The sequence below is a fragment of the Nostoc sp. 'Peltigera membranacea cyanobiont' 210A genome (assembly GCF_002246015.1).
Taxonomy (GTDB): Bacteria; Cyanobacteriota; Cyanobacteriia; order Cyanobacteriales; family Nostocaceae; genus Nostoc.
In genome coordinates, this window is the sequence record NZ_NOLJ01000002.1 from 197,675 (window position 1) to 221,627 (window position 23,953).

Sequence of the window (23,953 nt, forward strand, 5' to 3'; positions counted from 1 at the left end):
TCCCCACACCTCCCACACTTCCCACTCTCCCCACACTCAAAAATCTTGTTATATCAGGGCTTTGCGATTAACTTAGTGCCATTCCCCCCCGCCCCTTATCCCCACAATGCCAAGAAGTCTATTGACTCAGCACAAGTTGCCATTCTCTGTTTTGGGAATTCCACTTAGGTAATTGAGTTTCGCCAATAATATAAGGGCCCCAGTAACGACGGGAACCATCTTGTGCAAAAGCAACTAAAACATCTCCCTTCTCCAGCTTTAAATTATTTTGAGGTAGAGATAGAACTAGTCCCTTCTCACTACCTTCTTCGGGAGCAAAATCCCAATGTGCCGGTACATCGTAGTGAGTTTGTTTTTTACTAGCTCCTTTTGCTACTGACTGTCGTGCCAGTAGAACCAGCCGCACAGGCTGATTTGTTTGATTGCTCATTCGCAAAGTCCCTCGATCCTTGGCAATGCTTGTTGATTTATCACGCTCTGCCAAGACAGGATAAGTATTCTCTTTACTGCTATGTTCTACTCGATTGGTTGGGGTAGGTGCTGGAGTAGATAGACTAGCAGAAATACCTTTTTCAGGTACGACTGAAGTTGTCTGCCACTCTTGAGTTTCTGTTGGTAGTTCTGAAGATGTATCTGGGTTTGTAGGCTCAAAAGATACGCTCACCCCGAAGCATCCCACCAGAGCAACAAGCAGTCCCAAGCACAAAGCTGTAATACCGACGTTACGATACACTAAAGATTTCATATTGATAGTTATTTAGAAATAAATATTTTGTCTAGGCTTGACCAAATAGTAGCCTATTATCCCAAAAGATAATCACACAAAATAGCCGAATATAGACTTTCCTAAAATAAGGAATACGAATGTATGATAAATATCATTTTGATTAGAAAACATTTGAAGGATATAATCTCTTTGATGTTTGAAAAACAATAGGTACAGAGATCCATGACTTTGGTTTTTGACCATAAGTATGGATAAAAACAAGATAATTCTATACCTATTCAGCCAATTCATTTGTATAAAAAAATAAAAGTTTCCTGAAACCGTTAGCAGCCTCAACAAGGCGTCCTTTGCTAAACGTCAGATAAATCTAAGTAGTGTATTTTATCTTCTGCTATTAAAAGCACCTTAAGACGATATTTGGAAAGTACCTGGTGATATAGCCAGTGCTTAGAGATCCTCCTTCCTAAATCTACACAAGTCCCTTCTCCTGTTGGGAGATGCTATAAGTAGCTTACTTCCATACATGAAACAAGTCAGCAAACCCGCTTAACGAACTAGCTTCCTTAAAAAAGGGGAATTTTGAATCATTTTCCCATTTTTTAAGGCTTAAACGTGGGGATCAAACTAAATATTATTGTTTCCAAACATCCTCTAAGAAACTGTACTTCTCTGAAGATGATAGAATGGTGAAATTTGAATAAACACTGTAATTCCAGTAGATATCTACAATAGTAACAAACAAGCTGATGCTAAAACCAATATCCTTCTTACATTAATATAGACATATTTCAAGATATCTTGACTTTTCCCAGAAGTCCCTTTGATGCAAAACACTCGTCTCAACAACTTGTTCGATGCTATTGCTACACGCTTTGGGCAATGGTTTTTAAATCCTTGGCGACGGCTATCGTTGCTGATGATTAGTTTTTTGTTCGGTTTTTTTCTGGGAAACGCAGTTTCCACAACCGCTGGACAAGAAGGTGTATTGGATATTGTGGTAGCAGCTTTTTTAGTATTGTTAACGGAAATTACCAGCCGGATATTTTATAGTCGCAGCTTTTTGGAAAGGCGATCGCTTTTGGTAGACTCACTAAATCTTCTCAAAGTTGGTTTCATCTACAGCCTGTTTCTCGAAGCTTTTAAGCTGGGATCGTAGTCAGATGGAGAATTTATGAATTTGTGGCTGAGTGTTTTGGCAACCAATGAGGTGGGGGAAACTTGGAAGCAGGAAGCAAGAGAAGCAGCGCTGGCAGATCGGTTAAGGGCAGAAGCTTTTGGCATCGTACCGGAAAATGTTGATGAAACGATCGAAAGGCGATCGCATTTACTAAAATCTGTCTTCCCAGCTTTTAGCGAATTCTGCCAAGCTACTCTCCAAGTACAACCCCAGGAAATGTTACAGGTATTGTGGGACTTGTGGCTGCCTTTGGGGATCAAACTAGCATCGCAGCGCCAACAGTTGGGACGCCCACTGATTCAAGGAATATTGGGAGGACAAGGTACTGGTAAAACCACAATGTCCAAAATTCTCATTTTGATTCTCGATCATTTGGGATACAGGACTGTGAGTTTATCTTTGGATGACTTGTATAAAACTTACAGCGATCGCTTACTCCTAACACAGCAAGATCCCCGCTTAATTTGGCGCGGCCCACCAGGAACCCATGATGTAAACTTAGGCTTAAATATACTAGATCAAATCCGTGAGTTGCAAAGCCCTGTAATGCTTCCCCGCTTTGATAAATCAGCTTATGGAGGTGCTGGCGATCGCACTAATCCAGAAATGGTCACGGGTGTAGATATTGTACTATTTGAAGGGTGGTTTGTGGGTGTGCGACCAATCGACCCAGATGTATTTAATACTGCGCCACCGCCAATTGTCACAGATGAAGATAGAGCATTCGCTTGTGAGATGAATCTTCGCCTCCACGATTATCTACCACTGTGGGAGCGATTAGACAGTTTAATTGTGCTTTATCCCACCGATTACCGCTGTTCTTTGGAGTGGCGTAAACAGGCAGAACAACAGATGATTGCTGCGGGTAAGTCGGGAATGAGTAATGCAGATATAGAGCAATTTGTCAATTATTTTTGGCGATCGCTTCACCCGGAATTATTCATCATGCCGTTGGTAAGAGATACAACAGTGGTTGATATGGTGATTGAGATTCATCCCGATCATAGTTTTGGTCAAGTGTATTGCGATCGCACTTAGGGCGTTAAGTAGATCGGTAATTTTAACTACTTGGGAAACCTCCAGCTTGAAAAATCTGTTCGGCGGTTAAATTCAATTCTGGGAAAGTAGGCGAGACTATGCGATCTGTACCTCTAAATTGAGTAACTTGGTATTCACCATCGATTAATTGATAAATAGACATAGTAGGCTGTTTGGGGTTGCCAGTGAACTTTTTAGCGCCTAAACCGAGATAATCTACAATCCAATATTCGGGAATTCCAATACCCTCATACTTACCTTGTTTTGTGTAGTAGTCATCATCCCAATTGGTACTAACTACCTCAACTACCAAGGGAATTGATGCCGGATATGATACAGTTGATTCTTTTTTCCATAACGGCTCATTCACTAAATTAAGACGATTTAATATCAACACATCTGGGGAATAAGCTGATACCGAATTAAAAGGTTTTATCAGCGCAGTTTTAGGGATTATATAAGGTAAATTTAATCTGTCAAATTCTACTGTTAGTTTTCTAGCGATAAAACCAACAACATCTTCATGTTCACCAGTTGGTTGGGGCATTTCAACAATCGCACCATTATGTAATTCGTATCTTCCGCCTTGAGGACGCCAAGCTGCAAAATCTTCAAAGCTTACTAGTTTGGGTATGGCTTGAGTCATAAATTGTTACTTTGGCTTGTATGTTGCCTTAATCATCAATACTTTTAAAGCTGACAAATTGCTTTTAAAACTTGTAGCAGCTGACTTGAACGCTCTCTTTCCATTAAATTTAATTCTGGTAACAGATAATAAATCGGGGGATTTCCTTGTTCAATATAGACAAACTGATAACTTCTACCATTAGTCGCTAATCCCCAAACTGATTTTTGATTATCTAAATTTTTATAAGCATAAGTGAGAAGCTGAGGCAAACCTGTTGATATATCAATCTGACTATTCTTAGATTCAATTAACAGTACCCAAAAATATCTTTGAAGTTTTGTATGTTTAGCTTTACTAATAGCTAAAATATCAAATCTGCCTTTAATTTTGATATCCTCATCTTCAACTTCAATATCAGCAATATTCTCTTCCAAAACAATCTCGATCGGATAGCGATAAAAACCAGCTAATCTTAGTAAAGGCGCAACTGCAAGAAACTTTACCTGACCCTCAGAAACTTTACCAGCTGTCAGATAGCGTCGAAAGTCATTTCTAATTTGCAGAAGTTCCTGCTGTTCTGTTTCCGCGAGAGGTTCCAGAGATAAGTAGTTAGAAAATGAGTCACTGTACTGTTCTTCAAAGCTAAACAGACGCTGAACTTCTTCTAAAGATAAATTACGAGCGTTGAGAATTGTCATATATTTTTAGTTAATTCATACCATTTCTTTGTGAGGCTGCGCCAAATTTTCTTTCTTCTTTGTGTCCTTTGCGCCCTTTGCGGTTCGTTCCTCATATAGTTTGGCGCATCTTCATACAGAATTGGTATCAGGTGCAACTCAATCCAAATTCCCTATATAAAACCTATTTTAACCCCTGGCTGATTACATAGAAATACAAACAATTGGTAAGGTAGCACAGCTGTGCTACCTTACCGTGAAGCAAATTCAATCTAGCTTGACTACTACAGAGTAAATGGTTTGCGATTACGATCTATTAGACGATCCCATTGCATAGTTAAGGTGCTTCCCATTTGTTGCTGTTGTTTTGCCCACACCGATAGTAAGTCTAGACAAGAGTGATCTATATAAGCCAAGTCTTGCATATAAACATGCAATTCACTTCCTGGAGGCACAAGTTCTAAAATATTCGCTAATTTTGGTAGCCTCACAAATGTTGCCGCACCTTGTAAATAAATGTCTATTCGCTGATTATTTTCATGCTTAATAATTTGGATATTCAGCACGGACATTTTGTGAATTAGTAAAACTCCTGTCAACAGAATACCAATTAAAACACCTGTGATCAGGTCAGTAACAACAATCCCGATTAAAGTGGCAGCAAATATCATCAGAGGAAAACGTCCATACTTCTTTAACTGGCGAATATGTTCTACTTCGATTAGTTTGTAACCAGTAACAACTAAAATTGCTGCCAGACTAGAAATGGGAATTATTTTGAGTAAGGTTGGGGCTGCAATTACTAAAATTAGCAGCCATAAACCGTGAAGCATCGTTGATAATCTAGTTTTAGCACCAGCTTCTACGTTTACAGAACTGCGGGCTATCACTCCTGTCATCGGCAAAGCACCCAAGAACCCACATATAACATTGCCAATTCCTTGGGCTGTTAATTCGCGATCGAAATCGGTTCTTGTCCCGGTATGCAGTCGATCTACTGCTACAGCTGAAAGCAAACTTTCTGTACTAGCAATGAATGCGATCGCGATCGCATCTAGCAAAACTGTTGCCTGAATTAGGCGTGGTAAGCTGGCAAGTGTTGGTAATTGAATTGCTTGTGCCAGATTTCCAGGTACATCAACATACTGAATCGGTAATCGATACACTGTAGCTATGACGGTGGCAATTACAACGCCGACAAGCGCACCAGGTATCAACTTTAAACTATTGGGTTTAAATTTTTCCCACAGCAGAAGACTGATAATAGTTATTACACCTATGAGTGCTGCAACATGATGAACGCTACCATCTATAGGAAAGAAAGCTTTGTAAATGGTGTTGGGAATAGAAATTAAATTCTCAATGCCGTGTATACGCGGTTGGTCGTCTAGCATGACGTGAAATTGGGAAGTTAAGATTAATATCCCAATACCTGCAAGCATTCCATAGATGACAGCCGGTGACATAGCGCGAAACAACTGGCCAAGTTTAAAAATACCTGCGAGTAATTGGATTAAACCCGCTAGCAGCAAAATTGGCCCAACCATTTCAATGCCATATTCTTTAACTATTTCTGCAACAATCACAGCCAGCCCAGCAGCAGGGCCACTGACAAGCAAAGGTGAACCGGAAACAGCACCAACAATAATTCCGCCTACTATTCCTGTAACTAAGCCGCGAGATGGCGGAAGTCCCGAAGCGATCGCAATACCCATGCAAAGAGGAAGGGCGACAAGAAACACCACAAATGATGCCGGTACTTCACTAGTCAATGAGGATTTGTCTATGATTGCTTTCAAATTTCTCATTTGCTTCTCCTCTAATGAAAAGTTTTTAATTTTTGGCTGGCAAGGTGAACTGTTACAATGCAGCCGAAACTAGACTTGCATTGAATAGTTCAAACCTATTCACTGAGTTCTAATTAAAACGTTAACGTACTTACGTAATCAGCCCTCAAATAGCAAGCACGAAATCATTAAGTTAAATTGACTTACGGTTATAGTTACTATTTACATTTCTTAATGATTACAAGTACATGATAACAATAGTGTTATCTGATTGATATTACATAACTTTTTTATTGGATTCGCCGCAGAATATTAATTAAAATTAAACAATAAATTATAATTGCTCGAAAAAAGGTATACTTTTATCCTTGTAATTTAAATAATTATATTTATGCTCGTTCTCTAGATTTTGAGAAATTTTTTTTGAAAGTCTCTTAGCGCTTGATAGGATTCATCCAAGCTTCTAATCGGCTAAACGCTTGGGAAGAAAGTAGCGTCAAACATAAATAAACAACTGCTACACCTGCGTAAATCTCAAAAGCGCGATAGTTGTCAGCAACAATTAACTGTCCTTTACGTAGTAATTCTTCAAACCCAATCACAGAAACTAAGCTAGTATCTTTCAACAAACTGATAAACTCATTCCCCAAAGGTGGAATCATCCGCCGGAAAGCTTGGGGAAAAATTACATAACTCATAGTTTGCACAGAACTCAAACCTAATGATTTTGCTGCTTCTGCTTGTCCTGGTTCAATTGATTGAATCCCAGCACGAACAACTTCGGCAATGTATGCAGCACTATTCAAACTTAAGGCAATTACCCCAGCACTTAAACGATCGAAAGAAAATGTCAAACCAAGTTCTTGTAAAATTGCTGGTAAACCAAAGTAAATCATAAAAATTTGCACCAGCAAAGGCGTTCCCCGAAAAAAATCTACATACGCCCTCGCCAACCAACGCACAGGTGCAATATGAGAAAGGCGAACAATACCAATTAAGGAACCGCCAATTAAACCAAACACTACAGAAAGTATCGTCAACTGCAACGTTACCAACGCACCCTGCAATAAGCTTGGGAAAGCCTGCAAAACCACATTAATTGAAGTTAATATTTGAGGTGTCCCAGTATTAGTTTTATTCTCAAATGGTGATTTAGCTGGTAGTGATGGTGGTTCAACTTTAAACCATTTCTGGTAAATTTGGGTATAAGTGCCATTTTTCAGCACCCTATCCAAGCCATCATTTATCAATGTCAAATTCGGCGAGTTTTTAGCTGTAGCAATTCCATAAAACTCCTCCGTCAACAATTGCTGTACAACTTTAATTCCCTGAAGATTGCCTGTATTAATTGCATATAAAGTCACAGGTGCATCATTAATCACTGCATCCACATTACCGTTGAGCAATTCTTGCAGGGCTATGGGTGCAGAATCAAAACTGCGAATTTGCACTCCAGGAATACTCTTAGCCTTTGCAGCCCCAGTTGTGCCAATTTGTACAGCAATTTTTTTATTTTTGAGACTGTCAAAACCAGTAATATCTTGATTGTCTGCGCGAATTGCGATCGCTAACCCAGCCTTAAAATAAGGACGGGAAAAAGAAATCGTTTTCGCCCTCTCTTGAGTAATCGTAATCGAACTAATGGCCGCATCTACCGTTTTGGCTTGCAAAGCTGGGATAATGCCATCAAAAGGCAGACTTTGAAAATCAACTTTAAAGTTAGCAGAAGAAGCGATGCCATTCATCAAATCAATGGAAAACCCCTGCAACTCGCCACCTTTTCCTTGAAACTCAAAAGGTGGAAACGCTGGTTCTGTAGCAACCCGCAAAGTTTTCCTCGCGCTAGAGTTCACAGCACAGCTAATCAGTAATAAACAACTAAAACCTACGAAGACACATAAATACAGCCAACGTATAAAACCAACTTTAGCCATATTATTTTCTCTCCTTCTGTGCCTTTGCGGTTTCTTAAAATATTACAATCAACTGTAGAGCAGCTTGAGATAAGTAATGAATAATACCATCCCCGCGATTATTTTTGACAATATCGAAAAAAACTTTGGTTCCCTTAAAGTTCTCAAAGGAATTACCGGCGAAATCAATCGGGGAGAAGTCGTTGCAGTTATCGGTTCCTCCGGTTGTGGTAAAAGTACCTTACTACGCTGCTTCAACCGCCTAGAAGCCATTGACAAAGGGCGTTTAATCATCAACGGAATTAACTTATCTAGGCCCACTGTCAACTATAGTCAACTGCGGCAACTACGAACACAAGTAGGCATGGTTTTCCAACAGTTCAACCTGTTTCCCCATCTCAGCGTCTTAGAAAATATGACACTTGCACCGCGTAAAGTCTTAGGTAAAACACCAAAAGAAAGCGCCCAAATAGCGAGATTATATTTAGAAAAAGTTGGCTTATCTGACAAAGCCTCTGCTTATCCCGAACAACTTTCTGGCGGACAAAAGCAACGAGTAGCGATCGCTCGTAGTTTATGTATGAATCCCCAAATCATGCTATTTGACGAACCCACCAGCGCCCTAGATCCCGAACTCGTCGGCGAAGTTCTGCAAGTGATGCAGCAATTAGCCACAGAAGGGATGACAATGGTGGTTGTTACCCATGAAATGCAGTTTGCAAAAGAAGTAGCCCATCAGGTGATATTTTTAGACAAAGGTATTGTGACAGAACAAGGCCCAGCCTATGAAGTACTGACCAATCCGCAAAGCGATCGCTTACGTATTTTCCTAAGTCGCCTCAACGTTAGATAGTTAGGAGTTAGGAGTTAGGAGTTATAAATTAAAGGCTTCTTTTGAACTCATAACTCATAACTCATAACTCATCACTACTTAAAGATACTCGCGCAAAAAATCAAAGGGATCGTCTTCCCAACAAGGTTCAGGTATTAGCCAAAATAAACTACCGCTAATGTCGGCTTCAATTTCATCACCGTCGTCTCTATCAAATAGTTCTATCAAAGCTGTCCAATCACGTTCTCTGAGAGATGTTATCGATGGGGCATATACCTGGAGATTATTTGAGTAATTCACACGCAAAGTTGTGCTTAACAGCCGTAAAAAGTTAGTATAAAAATTTAGAAATAAGCAGATTCTAGCTTTGACAACCGCAGTTATACCAATTCCAAATTCAAAAAGTCTGATTTAATCTGGCTTCTCAGGTTTGTATCTATCACATTCTTTTTTCAAACGGGTATTAATATGATGTCTGGATAATTAACCATAATAACCGGAACCCCACCCCGCAAAAGCTGCGCTTTAGCTCCCCTCCCCGCAAGCGGGGAGGGGTTGGGGGTGGGGTTCTTTTATTATGGGTGATTTGGCGGACATGATATAAATAGTTATTTTGATACTATTTAATATGGACTACTCTCATAAGTGTCTCACAATTTAAATAGGACTGCTATAGTATTTATTACATATTACAAGCTGAATTTACTCAGACTGGAAAAATCCTTGAGGCTGAGATTCTACTAATTCCACGCCAAAGACTTCCGCAAAAGATTCTGCTATGTAAAAACGCACTTCTTGGCAGGTGATACCTGGAATCCATTTGGCTAAACTGCCTACAGGTTTGTCAGAAATACCGCAGGGTACAATGCGCTCAAAGCCTGTCATATCTGGACAAACATTTAACGCAAAGCCGTGCATAGTAATCCAACGGCTGACTTTAATACCAATTGCGGCAACTTTTCGCCCTTGCAACCAAACGCCAGTAAAAGCCGGAATTCTTTCTCCTTGCAATCCATAAACTGCCAATACGCGAATTATTACTTCTTCGAGTTGCCGTAAGTACCAATGGAGGTCTTTACGATAACGTTGCAGATTTAAAATTGGATAGCCTACCAGTTGACCGGGACAATGGTAAGTAACCTCGCCGCCTCGTTCAACTCGATGCACATCATACTGGCTTATGTCAATATCAAATTTGAGAAAGTCTGAGTTGCTTCCTTGTCCCAAAGTATAGACAGGAGGATGTTCTAGCAAAATTAATACGTCATCTAGACTTGGGTCATGAATGCGCTCAGTTAGAAGCGATCGCTGCCATCCATGAGCTTCCAAGTAAGGCATTAATCCTTGATTATACAGCAAACAAATGTTTTTGTGTGGTTCGCTACTATGGATCATGCCAAAATTCAACCGTATAAAGAACTAAATATATTTCAAGTTACAGGATTAGAATCAACAATTGTCAAGCTTTGCAAAGGATTTTAAAGGAAAGTCAAGGGAACATGCATTAGAAAATACAAAGTGCTAGCTTGAATATACAACCTCAATAGGTTTTAGGAGGAATTCTCTGCCATAAGCATTATGCCAAGACAATAAGGAAGAATGTACTGGCTGATGACTTTAATACCATTGTTTGCATTTCAAACAGAATCAAACTTCCACAAAGCCTTGTATTCTTGAGCAACAGCAAGCAAACCTCAATCGAACACAGAAGGAGCAATTATCAACAGTTCTGTAAGCATTCCTTTAAAGGAAAAGGTAGTCATAGGAGCTACAATTTAGATTTCCTCACTCAATAGTGCTAATTGGATATACAATTAGACATCAGCGCAGAGATGAGGAAGTAAATCAAGGCTATACTTGACAATTCCTCAGATGAAGCAAGCTGAGAGACAGCTTAACAGCAGTAAATACAATATAGTTCACAATTTGTTTTGGCGGGAGTAATAAACCTTACCGCAATTTCTTTTCATACAAAGCAAATTCACACATCCAAAATATTCAGCGGGAGAGTATTACATGAAGCTTGTCATCCACGGCAAAAATATTGAAATCACCGATGCGATTCGTGAGTATGTACATCAAAAGATTGAAAAAGCAGTTAGTCACTTTCAAAGCATTACAAATGAAGTGGATGTACATCTTAGCGTCGCTCGGAATCCCCGAATTAATCCAAGACAAGCAGCTGAAGTAACTATTTATGCTAATGGTAGCGTTATTCGTGCCGAGGAAAGCAGCGAAAGTCTATATGCCAGCATTGACTTAGTTGCAGATAAAATTGCTCGTCAACTGCGGAAATATAAAGAACGGCGTCAAGACCAGAAAACTCATGCTCTACCAACAGAAGTAGTTGTTGCAGAGTCGATAGTAACAGATTTAATTGGCGATCGCACCCCCGAATTGCCCAACGAAGTCGTCCGCACCAAATATTTTTCCATGCCGCCGATGACTGTTGCAGAAGCCCTAGAACAACTGCAACTCGTAGGACACGACTTTTATATGTTCCATAATTCGGAAACTGGAGAGATTAATGTAATTTACGAACGTAACCACGGCGGTTATGGTGTCATCCATCCCCGCAATGGTAACGGACATACTAACGGCAAAAATGGCAAGGCTAGCCATACTAATATAGTCATGCCAGAAAAGTCCCATTCTAGTAAATAGGCACTGGGAATAGGGAGATGAGGGGAGCAGCACTTCGGCTCCCTTCCCTACGGGACGCTACGCGCAGCTTGCTTCAAATGCAACAAATCATAAAAGCAAATAACAGTAGTTTATAAATATGACTAGATATTTTTAATCAGAAGGAAATTGTTGCTATAAGCCACACTATTTAACTATTCACAAGCAGCGAGGTTAAAAATGTTGACTAGTGTTGAAGGAACATACCGTAATGGTCGAGTGGAACTCACCGAACAACCCACTGATATAGATGAAGGAACGCGAGTAATTGTAACTTTTATGAAGTCAGATGAAATTGACCTAGCTTCTCAGGGAATTAACAAAGCCCAGGCTGAGATTTTGCGATCGCATTTAGCAACCTTTGCAGATGATTGGGATAGCCAGGAAATGAGTATCTATGATAACTATGACGCAGCCAAAACAAACCTTTAAGCGAGGTGATGTTGTTCTGGTACTATTTCCAAATTCTAACCTGACTACTGCTAAAACACGACCTGCTCTGATTGTACAAGCAGATAATTTGCAAACTAGGTTTGCCCCAAGTTATCGTTGCTATGATTACCAGCCAGATGTTTCGAGCAGGATATCCTAGCCGTATCACTATACTGCTAAGTTCATCAGAAGGAAAACAATCCGGGCTTTTAGCAGATTCAGTAGTAATGGCTGATAACTTAGCAACAATTACACTTTCCGCAATTTATCAAGTAATTGGCTCACTACCAACAGCAAATATTGACCAAGCATTGAGAGATACACTTGGATTGTAGTGAGAACTAATGCAGCATAACATAAAACGCCCGTCTACTTTTTTGCCATCAATGTCTACAAGCATTTTCACTTGATATTGATCTGAAGACTTTATTACGAATTACTTATTGTACCAAGCTTTTCGCCACTGTTGCATTTGTTTAATCTCTATATCTTGGGCTTTGATAATTTCTTGGGCTAATTTCTTGATTTCAGGGCGTTTAGACTTACTTAAGGCATCTTTTCCCATTGTTACAGCCCCTTCGTGGTGAGGAATCATCGCATTGATAAAGCGCAAATCAAATTCAGCATCGGCTGCTCCTAAGTCTTGACTCATCATCATAGTTTGCATCTGATCAGACGACATCTCCATCATGTGACCCATTTGGCTGTTGTAAGCCATTGGTTTATCTCCCGCCTTGGGATACCAAGCTTGTCGCCACTGCTTCATCTGAGTGATTTCTTGGTTTTGCGATTTGATAATATTGTCTGCTAATTTTTTGATTTCAGGACGTTTTGATTTCTGCTGCGCAACATTCGCCATTTCCACAGCCCCTTGATGGTGCGGTATCATAGCGTCAATAAATCGTAAATCAAAATTAGCATCGGCTGGGCCTAAATCCATTCCCATGCTGTGATTCGTCATGCCACCACCGTGGTTCATCATCTGCTTGTCTTTAGCATTGGTAGCGGTTTCCTTTGGCGCTTGGCTTTGGTTCTGGGAAGCAGTACTAGTACAGCCTGTAATTAACCCACCTGCTGAAGCGATCGCAGTAAAGGCTAGCGCTAAAAAGCCATTCCTTAAAAATAGTAGTTGCATAAATCTTACCTAATATGTTTCTAATTCTAATGATCTAATGATCTAATGAAATTTAGATGAAATCTAAAGATCCCCGACAACTTGTTTTTACAAAGTCGGGGATCTTGTTTCTTATTACACTGATTGCTCATGCCTATACTCGGTACATGGGAGATTTATCAGGTTTACTACTGTTCACGCAGTAGCATTGCTGGCTCCTTGGTTTTCTCCTGGGGTGCATTGGGTATAGCTATGTTTCTACACTGGCTATTTGGCAGCATCGGAGTTTGTTTAGGCTACCGTCGTCTGTTGAGTCATCGTAGCTTTAAAGTACCTCGGTGGTTAGAGTATGCGATCGCCCCATGAGCAAGGCTTTCTGAGTAGCGAACAAAAAATGATAAGTTCTGATTGGACTAAATAAAATTAATTAATACGTATCTATCTTAGGTTATAGTTTATCTAGCTTATAAAGATTGATAGTTGATGGTTTTGAACAGCATGATAACTACACTCATACTGGCCATGTTTTACAAAAAAATAAATCTATATGCATAGACGAGCGCCCTTATATTATTTCTTTTTAGGAGTATTAACGAGTTCTAGCTGTTTGATCTTCAGTGTAGCAGCCCAAGTCCCATCTAATTCGCAGCAGTCCTCGACTCGGAGTGAAGCTGAAACTGCTAGTTGGTTTGAAGCCCATCGCACACAGCCAGCCGCTTTACGAGCATTTGTACAGCGAATGCCGAAGGGTGGAGATATCCACAGTCATCTAAGTGGGGCTGTGTACGCAGAACACTATCTGGAGTGGGCTGCCACCGATGGGTATTGTGTAAATCCAAAGGCGGGGGCTTTAGTTGAACCTAAGGCTTGCGGTCAGGACAGTAGCTATTTTCCAGCCTCAGAATTGTTAAACCGAACATCTGTTTATGATTCCCTAATAAATCGTTGGTCTACTCGTAACCTCCAATTTGCTGGAAAATCAGGACACGACCAATTTTTTGAAGCTTTTAGTGGTTTTGGGCCAATATCAGATTCTATGAGCCGTCGGGATGATATGGTCGCGTCAGTAGCAAATCGGGCAGCTTCGCAGCATATTACCTATCTAGAGTTAATGCTTACCGTTCAGGGTAGTGAGGTTCGACAGCTAGGGCGTGAAGTTGGTTGGAATAAAGATTTGCAAGAGATGCATAGTCAATTGCTCAAACGAGGATTAACCAAGCTAGTGACACTCGGCAACCAGCAATTTGCACAGTTGGAGCGCGAAGTCTCGAAAACACTCGGTTGTGGCACTCCATCGGCACAGCCTGGATGTGCAGTGACGGTGCGCTATTTGCAGCAAACGACAAGAACAAAGTCGCCCGTTGAAGTGTTTGCTCAGTTAGCTTATGCCTTTGCACTAGATTCATCAGATTCGCGGGTAGTTGGCATCAATCTCGTCGCCCCAGAAGACAACCCGATTGCACTGCGCGACTACACCCTGCAAATGCAAATGCTGCAATTTTTCAAACGCCAATATCCCAATGTCAAGGTCGCGCTCCATGCCGGAGAGTTAACTCTGGGGTTGGTTCCGACAGAGGATTTACGTTTTCATATTCGGCAAGCTGTAGAAGTGGCACAGGCATCTCGCATCGGACATGGCGTGGATATTCTTTTTGAGGAGCGTCCCTTCGAGTTGATGGAGCAAATGCGACGACTCGGCGTGTTGGTCGAAATCTGCCTGACCAGTAATCAGGTCATTTTGAATGTCCAGGGAGATGAGCATCCTTTTAGGGAGTATTGGAAGGCTGGAGTACCAATGACCCTTGCTTCTGATGATGAAGGCATTTCCCGCATCGATTTAAGTAATGAGTATTTGTTAGCAGCAACGAGATATGGGCTGGGATATAAAGACCTCAAGCGACTGGCTCGCAATGGCTTAGAATATAGTTTCGCTCCGGGAAATAGTCTCTGGAAGTCGTCTGAGTTTAAGGCAATGGTTCCAGCTTGTGCAAGCGATACCCCTGGTGAAACCTCTGTTTCTCAAGGGTGCAGTGCCTTTTTGAACAAAAGCGATCGCGCCCAGATTCAATGGCAGCTAGAGTCAGAATTTGCTCGGTTTGAGTCATTGCAGAACTGGCTTTGATTGACTTTCACGAAAAATGTAGAGCAACAAATTATTTGACCACAGCGACAAATTAGAAGTCAAGTTTTTCATACCTGCAAGCTTTACTGGAAACAATACCTTTGCCAAAATTTTTCTAGGCTCTTATTTTGGCAAAGGTATTGGTTGAGTAACAGTTATTAGCCCATACTGCCAAAGAACCATAGGCAACAAACTTGGAGTTTGCTCAACATAACATCAAGCCAAGCTAATAGCAGCAGCAGGAATTGCCGACTACTCTAGTAAAAAGTTGATTAATTTCGTGTATTTTCTAGATTCCATAATAAAAATACGCAAAAAATTTGAGGAACTTGTGAGGAAGTGCAAGATTATCTCTTCAATCAAACATCAACATTTAGCTGTTCTATCTGTCTAGCGGCTTTATCCCAAAGCTTTGCTGAAGTCTCATCTTGCCAATGAGTTCTCAGATTTTCCGCTTTTTTATGACATATTCGCTCTAACATTTCTAATATTGCGGATAATGTCAATTTATTAATTAATGATTCTAATATCTCCATATATTCTTTTTGCATGATACTTACCTCCTTAAGGTCAACTGATATATGCTGACAAAACTAATGTGCCCTCAAACTATAAATATAAATTAAGATTTGTTGCAGAGCGTGACTAATATTTTGCCAGTTTATACACGCAGTTTAGCCTATTTTGAAGACTCAATTTTGGGAATTTATTTGTAATATCATGTCCGTATAATTAGTTATGATTTCCTCAAGTCTTGCACCCCACCCCCAGCCCCTCCCGAAGAGCGGGGCAGGGAGACAAAGCATAGCTTTGGCGGGGTGGGGTTCTTGGGGTTTAGTAAGTAATCAAGCGGACATGACATAACATAGAAAAAACCTGTTTAGTTCAAATATTTCCTGACAAGTTCCTCAAGTGTTTTATCTAAATTAAAAATAGGGTTGGATAACTAAAAAGTATGAATTGTAATGCGATGGGCTATATTCTACCGGAGGCGATCGCTAGCCGCGCAAGCCCGGATGCCTAGCCAATTGACTATATTCTCACGCAAAAAAAACAAAGACGCAAAATTATATTTTGGCGTCTTTGCTTTTTTATCAGAAATCATTCTCAGATTTACTTGTTAGGCTGAGGAGTCATCCGCAGATAAGGTTTGATTTCCTCATAACCTTTGGGGAATTTCTGTTTTAGTACTTCTGGATCTTTCAGTGAGGGGACAATTACAACATCCTCTCCATCTTTCCAGTCAGCTGGTGTAGCCACGCTGTAATTATCAGTCAATTGCAGAGAATCAATTACCCGCAAAAGTTCATCAAAGTTACGTCCCGTGCTGGGAGGATAGGTGAAACTCAGGCGGAGTTTCTTGTTGGGGTCTATTACAAAAACCGATCGCACTGTCACAGCCGCATTAGCATTGGGGTGGATCATGTCGTACAGATCGGCAACCTTGCGATCTGCATCTGCCAAAATTGGGTAGTTAAGAGTGGTGCTTTGAGTTTCTTCAATGTCTCCCACCCAGCCTTTATGGGATTCTACATCATCAACGCTGAGTGCGATCGCTTTGACATTGCGCTTGTCAAATTCTGGTTTTAGCTTGGCAACTGTGCCAAGTTCTGTTGTACAAACAGGTGTAAAATCAGCAGGGTGAGAGAACAGCACAACCCAGCTGTCACCTGCCCATTGGTAAAAATCGATGTCGCCGTGTGTTGAGGCTTGCGTAAAGTTGGGTACTGTGTCACCTAGACGGAGAGCCATGAGAGATTCCCTGTAGTTAGAAAGGCATATATATTCTAGTATGCTATCATCCCATAAAACCCCCATTCCCCAATCGGGCTTTAGCAGTTTGAAACAAAATTTTAGGTTGTCAGCGCTCTCAGATAAAGGACGCTTTTCAAAAACTTATATGTTAATTGGGATTGGTTTTGTGATTGCGGATATTGTTGTCAAAGCAGTTCTAGCGCCTATTTGGCAAAAACTGCTGTTATCTGCGTTGGGTTAAAAGAGAAGTCAGAATTCAAAAATTCAATTCTGAGTTATGAAATTCATTTGTTTGCCAGAATTTTTTGGTAGGCTTGGATTGTTTGCTTTGCGATCGCATCCCAACTAAAATTTTCCAAGGCATATTTTTGGGCGTTTAATCCCCGTCGCTGGCGTTCGGCGGGATTTTGCAAAGCCTCTTGCAGTAACTCTACCAGTGCTTGAACATGTGTTGCGCCTACCCAACCCGACTCACTATCACGTATCTGTTGACAAATATGCACTTGGTCAGAAATGACTACGGGTACACCTGCTACCATCGCTTCAGCTACAGCAATCCCAAAATTTTCGTAGTAAGAAGGCAAGACAAATAAATCAGCAGCTTGTAGTAAACTAACTTTGAGTTCACCAGTGACAAAGCCAGTAATCGTAGTGTGCGATCGCAATGGGGAATTTTGAATTTGGGATATTATCTTTTGTTCGTAATCTGGATCTTGAGGATTAGTCCCAGCTAAGACAAAATGAAACTTATAACCAACCGCTAACAACTTCTCTAGCGCCGGAATCAACAAATTCAACCCCTTTTTCGGGTCAATTCGTGACATAAACAGCACCAACGGTACATCTTTTGGTAGTTCTAACTGACTACATACATTTTTAATAGAAGATTGACGGGGAATCACACCCAAGGGAATCACCAAATCTGGCGTAGATACTCCAAATCGTTCTGATATTTTAGCTTCTTGGTTGCTAGTAAAATGAATAGCTGCGGCACTAGCTAAATTTTGACGTTCTATAATTGCGACATAAAGCTGTTTTAATTGCTTTTTCTTCTGTAAATCAGCCGGATCGAGAGTACCCAAAGGACGGAAAATATAAGGTAGTTTTTGCTGACGACACACAAGAGCAGCAGCACTAATTATTGGCGAGAATAAAGCGTGAATATGTGCTATGTCAAACTCGTGAGCATGACGTTTTAGCCAGTTTAATAAATCTAGGGAAAATTTGTAACGACGAAACGGCGCGCAACGAAAATAAATTATTTCATAGCCATCTTGTTTAATTGGGCGATTCAAAGGAACATCCAGAGGTGTTTGACCATTATCGCCATTACTATCAGTTGTGAGAATTGTAACTTCTACTCCCTCTTTTACTAACGCTGGAGCTAATCCTAATACCATTTGACTAGGCCCACCGTAAATTAGAGAAATTGAGGGGACAATTTGTAATATTTTCATTTTTTTGTCATTTGTCATTTGTCCTTTGCCGTTTGTTATTTACTAATGACTAACTCTTTATAAAACTCTAATTGCTGTTTAGCCAAAGCTTTATTTGTATATTGAATCATTGCTTTTTGATAACCCATTTCACCGAGAGTATGAGCAAAATCTGGTTTATCCATTAATTGAACTAAGCAATTAGCAAGAGCTTGAACATCACCTTCAGGAAATACTAAGCCAGCATCACCAATTACATAGGGAATTTCCCCTGAATCAGAACCAATCACAGGAACTTGGCAAGCCATTGCTTCAATTAGCACATGACCAAATTGCTCTTTCCAGCCAGCAGAAGTTAAGGTTTTAAACTTGTAAGTTGTTTCTGAAGGTAATACTAAAGTACTCATTAAATTGATATAGCTTGCAACCTCATCATGGGGAACACTTTCTATCAAAACTAATCGTTCTTTAATATTGTTTTCTGCCGCAATTTTCATTAATTCACTTTGTAACTCTCCTCGTCCCAATAATAGTAATTTCCAAGGTTTATTTTTCAAAGTAGCTAAAGCTTGCAAAAGCGTTAATAAACCCTTTTCTTGCACAAATCGCCCTACAAAACCTACTACAAAATCCTCTTTTTCAATGCCCAACTTAGCTGCTAACTCTGGTTGAGCTTTGGGAGTAAATAAACTTTCATCTACACCCAGTTGTGGCATAACTTTAATTGCACCTGTATATCCCCGTTGCCGCAAAACCTCTGCTCCATCCTGATTGCCAGAAATAATACCGTGGCTGTGGTTGAGGTTATATTTTTCTAATAAAGAAATTGGCAGTTTCAGTTCATAAGGAAGATTCCACCAGGTAAAAAATAAATTTTTTGCCTTGAGTCCTAATAGCTGATTTAAGGCAATCATTTGTGTATAAGCCAAGGCTCTAGAACCTTGTTCAACTTGGATGATTTGCGGGCGAAATTGTTTTAATAAAGATATCAAATCAGCGCCAAATGTAAGAAGTCCCTGATGATTTTGACTAAAATTAGAAACTGGAACTATTCTAAATCTGCCTTCATCACGGTATTCTGTTTCAATAATTCTGTTTTGTACACCGCCTGGTTTCCAGCGCTTTGGGACTACAACTGTAACTTCAATGTTAGGTTCTAGTTGGGATAAAGCGCGTAATTTCTCACAGTTGAGGTCTACGATATAAGTGTGACTAGCAACTAAGATTTTCATCTATCCTTTGTTATTCACTAATGACTAATGACTAATAACTAAACTTGTTTATCCAATCGACTGTAAATTTGACCATCATTCCATAGTGATTGGATGACAGTACCCAAGGCTTTGAAAAAACCCAAAATGTAGAAAATACCGCGAGTGGCAATTTTGATGGGGGAACCGCTTTTGTGACAAGGTGGGCGTCCCAAAACGTGACAGTCAAATAAACGACCGTATAGGCGTAAAGCTTGAGTTGCAGTCAGGTTTTTCAGCCCTAGTAGGAAATGGTTGTGATAAAAGGTGAGTTGATATTTTAGCGATCGCATACTAATATCATGACAACCCCCTGTTTCTTCGCCTAAATGCACCAAATGGGCTTCTGGGTCGTACCAAATCTTATATCCCGTCTGTCTCACCCGCAAACAAAAATCTGACTCTTCACGTACTGCACTCCCGCCAAACCTCTCATCAAACCTCAATCCATACTTAGTAAAGATTTCGCGGCGAAATGACATATTACAGCCCCTCGCTGTCAGCACTTGTTGGGGCTTGATGGTATGTACCAAATCAATATGATACCAAGCAATTCCTGGGTCCATAGCTTCGGGAGGCAGATATTCAATCTGTAAATCTCCTCCAGAATCACCTAATTTCATTCTGTCAAAGACCCGACCGGCTACAGCCCCCACCTCTGGGTTTTGCACATAATTTTTCGCATGGGCTGCTAACAATCCAGGGGTTAACTGAACATCATCATCAATAAACAATATTATTTCACCAGATGACCGCCGGACAGCATAATTCCGCGCTCCTGGCAAACTTGCCCAATCTAAGCGCAACCATTTAATTTTACCTGCTTCCGCCATCTCTTCTAGATAGGCTTGAATTTCTGGTTGGTGTTTTGCAGTTTGGTCTACAACTAAAACTTCAAAATTTGGATAGTCCTGTTTTAAGACATCCACAATGCTATCGCGTAACGCTTCCTCTCGTCCGTAGGTCGGGATAACTACAGTAACTAATGGCCAATTATTCATAACTTTTATTAAGTAATTTTACTACTTCTATAATAGCCTTGTAGAAATTAATTTTCATGAAATTCAGTAAGTGGCTATTGCTTTAATTTACATACTGTATTTTCACGGATTCTGAAAAATCTCGCTTCCATGCCTCTCTCTGACTACGAAATTGTTTACCCATCAATAAGTATCATCGAAAAATAAGTTTATGGCGAGAATTTCGAGGTAGCTTTTAAATACTGAGGTCTGTTTGATCTCCAATTATATCTTTGGCCATTTTTATTTCATTTAAATTGTTTTTAGACGTTTTTTCTTGTTTTTTTGCTCAGGGTTAGCATCTTCCTTATCTTGTTTCTCCAGTTCTGGCAACTTAAAAAGAACTCCCGCAAAAAACCAATAATAGGCCGCAACAGGATCGACATCTAGAGGATAGTAATAAGTGTTGGTGCTAATAAACAATATAAACACCCACAAAGCTGCTCCAGAACTACGGAAATTACGGTTCTTTATGGAGCGATAGGTTTTAAAGCCCAGAATTGTTAAACTTGTTACCAAACTCAGAAACGCTAGTAATCCAACAATTCCCACTTCATAAAGTACTTTGGGGTAGTAGGTTTCCACAAGCTTAGTTTGACCCATCACACGGGCAGAGTTTGTTGCTCGTCCTAAGCCGCTTCCTAATGGCCCGTCTACGTTTTTCCAATTTTCTTCAAATTGCTGGATGATAAAATCTTGAGGTGGTGAAGCGTTCCAACGACTGACAAAACTCTCGGTTCTCTCTTGTACGACAGCAGGGTTAGTCACCATCGCAATTCCCAGAATGAAGGCAAGTCCCACGCCTATGGGGATAAATCGTTTCAGGTTGCCAAGTTGTCCGGTAAGTAATAGCAAAATCCCAAAGCAGATTGGTACTAAAGCTAAGGCGATTCTCTGTCCAGAGATGACAGCATTGATAAAGACTCCCACTATAGAACCTAAACCGATGATCCGCCATATTGGCGAGGGATCGGTGAAGCCGGTGGCAAAGGTAAAAAAGGTGCTAGAAATTAAGAACCAAGCCCACTGCCAAGGAGCTACAAATGTCCCTGGTAGGCGAATAATCCCTTCTTCGGGACTATATACTAGCGCTCCACCAAAATAACATCGGGCTTCGAGTGTTGCTCTAAATAAGGCATCTCCTTCAAGACCTCTAGTACCTTGACATACACCAGTTAGTAGTAAAAAGTATTGAATAAATCCCAGCGCGCAGCAAATCAGTGTGAGGACAATCTGGAGACGCAATAAAAATAGAAAATCCCGCTTATCGCGAATTAGATAGTAGGCACAACCAATCAGGGGGACATAGCCTAAAAATACTTTTAGTCCCAAAATTCCCATACCTAATGGTATTTCTGGGGCTGCTTTTTCTAATAGTCCTGCACTAGGAGGGTTAAATTGCTGTCCACCATTGACAAACAACAGTGTTAGCAGACTGCAAGCCAAAACAATATAAAGTGGGATTGTAATACCTTTGGGAATAATTATAGGTAGCCCCTGTTTACGGCAAGTCTGCCAAAGTCCAATTAGGGCTGGAACGTAAAAGGCATCTTTAGCTAATTGGAGTATGGGACTATTGCCTAAGTAGTAGGTGACAGTACCTCCCACAGGTATGTAAATAATGAAGGCATATAGGGCTTGACGCGGATATTTGTAGGAAAGGGACATGACTATTATCCCTAACACGCCAGGGATTGCTGCTTTAATTCCAGCTACGAAAAAAAGTAGAATGCCAACGAAGACACCGCCAAAAATGGCGGTGGTGAGTAAGCTAGTGAGTTCTTTACGTACTTGGGCAGATTTGCGCTTTTGGGCTAACTGTTCTTTGAGGCTAAGGGTAGAAGTTTCCTTTTTAGCCTGCTTTTTCGATTTTTTAGATTGCTGAGATTTTGGTTTAAATTTTGGCATAGTGGCACTGTAGCCTATCAGCCTCGCAAAATACTCCATTATATAGGACTAATATTTGATTTTAAAATACACGTAGGGGGGCAGTGCGTTGTGGAGGTTCCCGACGCTCGATTACTCGCTCTCAGCGTTGGCGCAGCCTAAGAAGAGAAGTCCGTTGGTGTACCTTACAGGGAAGCAAGCTACGCATGGCGTATTGCAGACCATTTCAAATTAAGCTGAAACTCCTTTAAAACTTCGTTTCTAGCCTCTGGCTGGAAATGCAACTCAAAAGCGGCTCTGCCGCCAGCAAGAGAGGCGGAGCCTCAAGGATGAGCATTCCCAGCAAAAAATTGTAGGTTGGGTGGAGGCTTTGCGTAACCCAACATCCTGATATGTGTTGGGTTGCGCTCCGCTCCACCCAACCTACGTCTACGTTTAATGCACTAGAATCCCCCGTTTTTCAAACGGGGGAGTATGTCAAAATTCTGATAGTTGATAAATCTCTTTGGATTGCTGTAGATTGTATAATCCAAATTCGTCTCTCAATGATTGATTTAATAATTTACGATTAAAAATACTAAATCTTAATCTTTTTGAATTTTCAAAAAGATTTTCTCCTGTTGCCAAAATATAAACCGCACCTGGAAATGGTAATGATTTAATGGATTTTCCTTTGTTCTTTAAAATCTCTCTAACTTTAGCGTGGTCTATATAATATCTATAGTATCCGTAGCCACGATTATATTCTGCGGTTTCTGGCAAATCATTCAAATCATATCGAATAATGTTACAAGTACCGCACATTTTATAAAAATTGCTTCTCTTGATATAGATGTAATTATTGCCTTCTTGATATTTATAACCTTTATTTATAAACCATCCATTAGAATCAGGGTGTTGTTGAACAAATTTCGCTAACTTTTTACTCACACAATCGTCAGCATCAACTGTCATAGTGTGAGTGGGATAAAACTGACGAGCATACATCAATCCTTTTAAGATTTTACGCCCTTTGTCTGTGTCTCCTTTGGCTACAGGGCTAGGCTCGTTTGGAGGAGAAAAATCAACTGTAATATATGTAATATGAGGATGAGTGAATTCTATTTTGGGCTTTTCGTGACAAACAACAATAACGTGAAAGTTAGGTGAGGTTTGATTGCAAACTGATTTAATACATCTTTCAAATAATTGTGTAACACGCTCCCAGGAATTGGAAACTTTTGCACTTTTGAGTGGGATAACAAAAACAAGCACTGTATTTTATCAGAACAAACAACTAGGAATCTCGAAGCAAATAATAACACGTTAAGACTGACGCTAAGACTAAATGTCAGTAGATCGAAAAGTTTTGTAAGTTGACGAAAGAATCAGGGTTTCAGACGAGGTTTTTCTGTTGACGATCGCAATGTCTACGACGGGCTGCGCCTACGCTTGCACTCTTAAACCACCAACAACGCTCGTTCCTTGAAAAGCAGAT

Annotated in this window: 24 protein-coding genes and 2 pseudogenes; 10 read left to right on the forward strand and 16 right to left on the reverse strand. The window is 40.4% G+C overall.

What is annotated here, in order from left to right; genetic code table 11:
• Positions 1-118 precede the first annotated feature (118 nt).
• A complete protein-coding gene (locus tag CDG76_RS05785; protein ID WP_094348128.1) occupies positions 119-745 on the reverse strand; it encodes a hypothetical protein in 627 nt (208 codons plus the stop codon).
• Positions 746-1,550: 805 nt separating this feature from the next.
• Between CDG76_RS05785 and CDG76_RS05790 the strand changes: the two genes are divergently transcribed.
• Entirely contained in the window at positions 1,551-1,883 is a 333-nt protein-coding gene (locus CDG76_RS05790) for a DUF565 domain-containing protein (RefSeq protein WP_094348129.1), read from the forward strand.
• Positions 1,884-1,898: 15 nt separating this feature from the next.
• Complete coding sequence (locus CDG76_RS05795; RefSeq protein ID WP_094348130.1) at positions 1,899-2,942, forward strand: glycerate kinase; 1,044 nt, start codon at positions 1,899-1,901, stop codon at positions 2,940-2,942.
• Between the two features lie 22 nt (positions 2,943-2,964).
• On the opposite strand, the gene CDG76_RS05800 is transcribed toward CDG76_RS05795, so the two are convergent.
• From CDG76_RS05800 to CDG76_RS05815, 4 genes are all read right to left on the reverse strand, one after another.
• Positions 2,965-3,588, reverse strand: a complete 624-nt coding sequence (locus CDG76_RS05800; protein ID WP_094348131.1) for a Uma2 family endonuclease — start codon at positions 3,586-3,588, stop codon at positions 2,965-2,967.
• Between the two features lie 44 nt (positions 3,589-3,632).
• Positions 3,633-4,268 (reverse strand): restriction endonuclease subunit R, encoded by a 636-nt coding sequence (locus CDG76_RS05805; protein ID WP_094348132.1) that lies wholly within the window; start codon positions 4,266-4,268, stop codon positions 3,633-3,635.
• A gap of 263 nt (positions 4,269-4,531) precedes the next feature.
• Positions 4,532-6,055, reverse strand: coding sequence for a SulP family inorganic anion transporter (locus CDG76_RS05810; RefSeq protein ID WP_094348133.1), 1,524 nt, complete (start codon positions 6,053-6,055; stop codon positions 4,532-4,534).
• 413 nt (positions 6,056-6,468) lie between these two features.
• Entirely contained in the window at positions 6,469-7,968 is a 1,500-nt protein-coding gene (locus CDG76_RS05815) for an ABC transporter permease subunit (protein WP_094348134.1), read from the reverse strand.
• 76 nt (positions 7,969-8,044) lie between these two features.
• Here CDG76_RS05815 and CDG76_RS05820 point away from each other — a divergent pair, with 76 nt between their 5' ends.
• Positions 8,045-8,800, forward strand: coding sequence for an amino acid ABC transporter ATP-binding protein (locus CDG76_RS05820; RefSeq protein WP_094348135.1), 756 nt, complete (start codon positions 8,045-8,047; stop codon positions 8,798-8,800).
• Between the two features lie 78 nt (positions 8,801-8,878).
• Here the strand turns inward: CDG76_RS05820 and CDG76_RS05825 are convergent, their stop codons facing one another.
• The gene (locus CDG76_RS05825; protein WP_094348136.1) at positions 8,879-9,079 is read right to left on the reverse strand and encodes a hypothetical protein; all 201 of its coding nucleotides are present in this window, start codon (positions 9,077-9,079) and stop codon (positions 8,879-8,881) included.
• Positions 9,080-9,481: 402 nt separating this feature from the next.
• Positions 9,482-10,174: a lipoyl(octanoyl) transferase LipB gene (gene lipB / locus CDG76_RS05830; protein WP_094348137.1), complete on the reverse strand. Its 693-nt coding sequence runs from the start codon at positions 10,172-10,174 to the stop codon at positions 9,482-9,484.
• A gap of 621 nt (positions 10,175-10,795) precedes the next feature.
• Here lipB and hpf point away from each other — a divergent pair.
• The 3 genes from hpf (at position 10,796) to CDG76_RS38155 (ending at position 12,228) form a co-directional block, all read left to right on the forward strand.
• Positions 10,796-11,443 carry a ribosome hibernation-promoting factor, HPF/YfiA family gene (hpf, locus tag CDG76_RS05835; protein ID WP_094348138.1) on the forward strand — a complete coding sequence of 216 codons (648 nt, stop codon included), beginning with the start codon at positions 10,796-10,798 and terminating at the stop codon, positions 11,441-11,443.
• A gap of 198 nt (positions 11,444-11,641) precedes the next feature.
• Positions 11,642-11,893: a hypothetical protein gene (locus CDG76_RS05840; protein ID WP_094348139.1), complete on the forward strand. Its 252-nt coding sequence runs from the start codon at positions 11,642-11,644 to the stop codon at positions 11,891-11,893.
• Positions 11,894-11,994: 101 nt separating this feature from the next.
• Positions 11,995-12,228 (forward strand): type II toxin-antitoxin system PemK/MazF family toxin, encoded by a 234-nt coding sequence (locus CDG76_RS38155; protein WP_223265143.1) that lies wholly within the window; start codon positions 11,995-11,997, stop codon positions 12,226-12,228.
• A 101-nt stretch (positions 12,229-12,329) separates the two neighbouring features.
• On the opposite strand, the gene CDG76_RS05850 is transcribed toward CDG76_RS38155, so the two are convergent.
• Complete coding sequence (locus CDG76_RS05850; protein WP_094348140.1) at positions 12,330-13,028, reverse strand: DUF305 domain-containing protein; 699 nt, start codon at positions 13,026-13,028, stop codon at positions 12,330-12,332.
• 56 nt (positions 13,029-13,084) lie between these two features.
• Here CDG76_RS05850 and CDG76_RS39570 point away from each other — a divergent pair, with 56 nt between their 5' ends.
• The 3 genes and pseudogenes from CDG76_RS39570 (at position 13,085) to CDG76_RS05860 (ending at position 15,129) form a co-directional block, all read left to right on the forward strand.
• The gene (locus CDG76_RS39570) at positions 13,085-13,213 is read left to right on the forward strand and encodes a biliverdin-producing heme oxygenase (RefSeq protein ID WP_143854030.1); all 129 of its coding nucleotides are present in this window, start codon (positions 13,085-13,087) and stop codon (positions 13,211-13,213) included.
• Positions 13,186-13,367 (forward strand): annotated as a pseudogene (locus CDG76_RS05855) (acyl-CoA desaturase); the annotation flags it as partial. The gene CDG76_RS39570 and the pseudogene CDG76_RS05855, both read left to right, overlap by 28 nt.
• A gap of 187 nt (positions 13,368-13,554) precedes the next feature.
• Complete coding sequence (locus CDG76_RS05860) at positions 13,555-15,129, forward strand: adenosine deaminase (protein ID WP_094348141.1); 1,575 nt, start codon at positions 13,555-13,557, stop codon at positions 15,127-15,129.
• Positions 15,130-15,252: 123 nt separating this feature from the next.
• Here the strand turns inward: CDG76_RS05860 and CDG76_RS39500 are convergent.
• From CDG76_RS39500 to CDG76_RS05875, 3 genes and pseudogenes are all read right to left on the reverse strand, one after another.
• A pseudogene (locus CDG76_RS39500) lies at positions 15,253-15,333 on the reverse strand (DUF2949 domain-containing protein); the annotation flags it as partial.
• Positions 15,334-15,488: 155 nt separating this feature from the next.
• Positions 15,489-15,680: a hypothetical protein gene (locus CDG76_RS05870; RefSeq protein WP_094348142.1), complete on the reverse strand. Its 192-nt coding sequence runs from the start codon at positions 15,678-15,680 to the stop codon at positions 15,489-15,491.
• Positions 15,681-16,242: 562 nt separating this feature from the next.
• A complete protein-coding gene (locus CDG76_RS05875; RefSeq protein WP_094348143.1) occupies positions 16,243-16,881 on the reverse strand; it encodes a peroxiredoxin in 639 nt (212 codons plus the stop codon).
• 40 nt (positions 16,882-16,921) lie between these two features.
• Between CDG76_RS05875 and CDG76_RS37090 the strand changes: the two genes are divergently transcribed.
• Positions 16,922-17,125, forward strand: coding sequence for a hypothetical protein (locus CDG76_RS37090; RefSeq protein WP_094348144.1), 204 nt, complete (start codon positions 16,922-16,924; stop codon positions 17,123-17,125).
• A 43-nt stretch (positions 17,126-17,168) separates the two neighbouring features.
• On the opposite strand, the gene hpsP is transcribed toward CDG76_RS37090, so the two are convergent.
• The 5 genes from hpsP to CDG76_RS05905 all read right to left on the reverse strand — a co-directional run bounded on the left by hpsP (position 17,169) and on the right by CDG76_RS05905 (position 23,730).
• A complete protein-coding gene (gene hpsP, locus CDG76_RS05885) occupies positions 17,169-18,341 on the reverse strand; it encodes a hormogonium polysaccharide biosynthesis glycosyltransferase HpsP (RefSeq protein WP_094348738.1) in 1,173 nt (390 codons plus the stop codon).
• Positions 18,342-18,376: 35 nt separating this feature from the next.
• A complete protein-coding gene (hpsO, locus tag CDG76_RS05890) occupies positions 18,377-19,552 on the reverse strand; it encodes a hormogonium polysaccharide biosynthesis glycosyltransferase HpsO (protein ID WP_094348145.1) in 1,176 nt (391 codons plus the stop codon).
• Positions 19,553-19,590: 38 nt separating this feature from the next.
• Positions 19,591-20,571, reverse strand: a complete 981-nt coding sequence (hpsN, locus tag CDG76_RS05895; RefSeq protein ID WP_094348146.1) for a hormogonium polysaccharide biosynthesis glycosyltransferase HpsN — start codon at positions 20,569-20,571, stop codon at positions 19,591-19,593.
• Between the two features lie 270 nt (positions 20,572-20,841).
• Entirely contained in the window at positions 20,842-22,497 is a 1,656-nt protein-coding gene (gene hpsL, locus CDG76_RS05900) for a hormogonium polysaccharide biosynthesis protein HpsL (protein WP_094348739.1), read from the reverse strand.
• Between the two features lie 456 nt (positions 22,498-22,953).
• A complete protein-coding gene (locus CDG76_RS05905; protein ID WP_094348147.1) occupies positions 22,954-23,730 on the reverse strand; it encodes a glycosyltransferase family A protein in 777 nt (258 codons plus the stop codon).
• Between the last annotated feature and the right edge of the window lie 223 nt (positions 23,731-23,953).

Bases quoted from the DNA above. Each gene is read 5' to 3' on its own strand.
- CDG76_RS05785 (WP_094348128.1), bottom strand. From the start codon at position 745: ATGAAATCTTTAGTGTATCGTAACGTCGGTATTACAGCTTTGTGCTTG.
- CDG76_RS05790 (WP_094348129.1), top strand. From the start codon at position 1,551: ATGCAAAACACTCGTCTCAACAACTTGTTCGATGCTATTGCTACACGC.
- CDG76_RS05795 (WP_094348130.1), top strand. From the start codon at position 1,899: ATGAATTTGTGGCTGAGTGTTTTGGCAACCAATGAGGTGGGGGAAACT.
- CDG76_RS05800 (WP_094348131.1), bottom strand. From the start codon at position 3,588: ATGACTCAAGCCATACCCAAACTAGTAAGCTTTGAAGATTTTGCAGCT.
- CDG76_RS05805 (WP_094348132.1), bottom strand. From the start codon at position 4,268: ATGACAATTCTCAACGCTCGTAATTTATCTTTAGAAGAAGTTCAGCGT.
- CDG76_RS05810 (WP_094348133.1), bottom strand. From the start codon at position 6,055: ATGAGAAATTTGAAAGCAATCATAGACAAATCCTCATTGACTAGTGAA.
- CDG76_RS05815 (WP_094348134.1), bottom strand. From the start codon at position 7,968: ATGGCTAAAGTTGGTTTTATACGTTGGCTGTATTTATGTGTCTTCGTA.
- CDG76_RS05820 (WP_094348135.1), top strand. From the start codon at position 8,045: ATGAATAATACCATCCCCGCGATTATTTTTGACAATATCGAAAAAAAC.
- lipB (WP_094348137.1), bottom strand. From the start codon at position 10,174: ATGATCCATAGTAGCGAACCACACAAAAACATTTGTTTGCTGTATAAT.
- hpf (WP_094348138.1), top strand. From the start codon at position 10,796: ATGAAGCTTGTCATCCACGGCAAAAATATTGAAATCACCGATGCGATT.
- CDG76_RS05840 (WP_094348139.1), top strand. From the start codon at position 11,642: ATGTTGACTAGTGTTGAAGGAACATACCGTAATGGTCGAGTGGAACTC.
- CDG76_RS05850 (WP_094348140.1), bottom strand. From the start codon at position 13,028: ATGCAACTACTATTTTTAAGGAATGGCTTTTTAGCGCTAGCCTTTACT.
- CDG76_RS39570 (WP_143854030.1), top strand. From the start codon at position 13,085: ATGAAATCTAAAGATCCCCGACAACTTGTTTTTACAAAGTCGGGGATC.
- CDG76_RS05860 (WP_094348141.1), top strand. From the start codon at position 13,555: ATGCATAGACGAGCGCCCTTATATTATTTCTTTTTAGGAGTATTAACG.
- CDG76_RS05870 (WP_094348142.1), bottom strand. From the start codon at position 15,680: ATGCAAAAAGAATATATGGAGATATTAGAATCATTAATTAATAAATTG.
- CDG76_RS05875 (WP_094348143.1), bottom strand. From the start codon at position 16,881: ATGGCTCTCCGTCTAGGTGACACAGTACCCAACTTTACGCAAGCCTCA.
- CDG76_RS37090 (WP_094348144.1), top strand. From the start codon at position 16,922: ATGCTATCATCCCATAAAACCCCCATTCCCCAATCGGGCTTTAGCAGT.
- hpsP (WP_094348738.1), bottom strand. From the start codon at position 18,341: ATGAAAATATTACAAATTGTCCCCTCAATTTCTCTAATTTACGGTGGG.
- hpsO (WP_094348145.1), bottom strand. From the start codon at position 19,552: ATGAAAATCTTAGTTGCTAGTCACACTTATATCGTAGACCTCAACTGT.
- hpsN (WP_094348146.1), bottom strand. From the start codon at position 20,571: ATGAATAATTGGCCATTAGTTACTGTAGTTATCCCGACCTACGGACGA.
- hpsL (WP_094348739.1), bottom strand. From the start codon at position 22,497: ATGCCAAAATTTAAACCAAAATCTCAGCAATCTAAAAAATCGAAAAAG.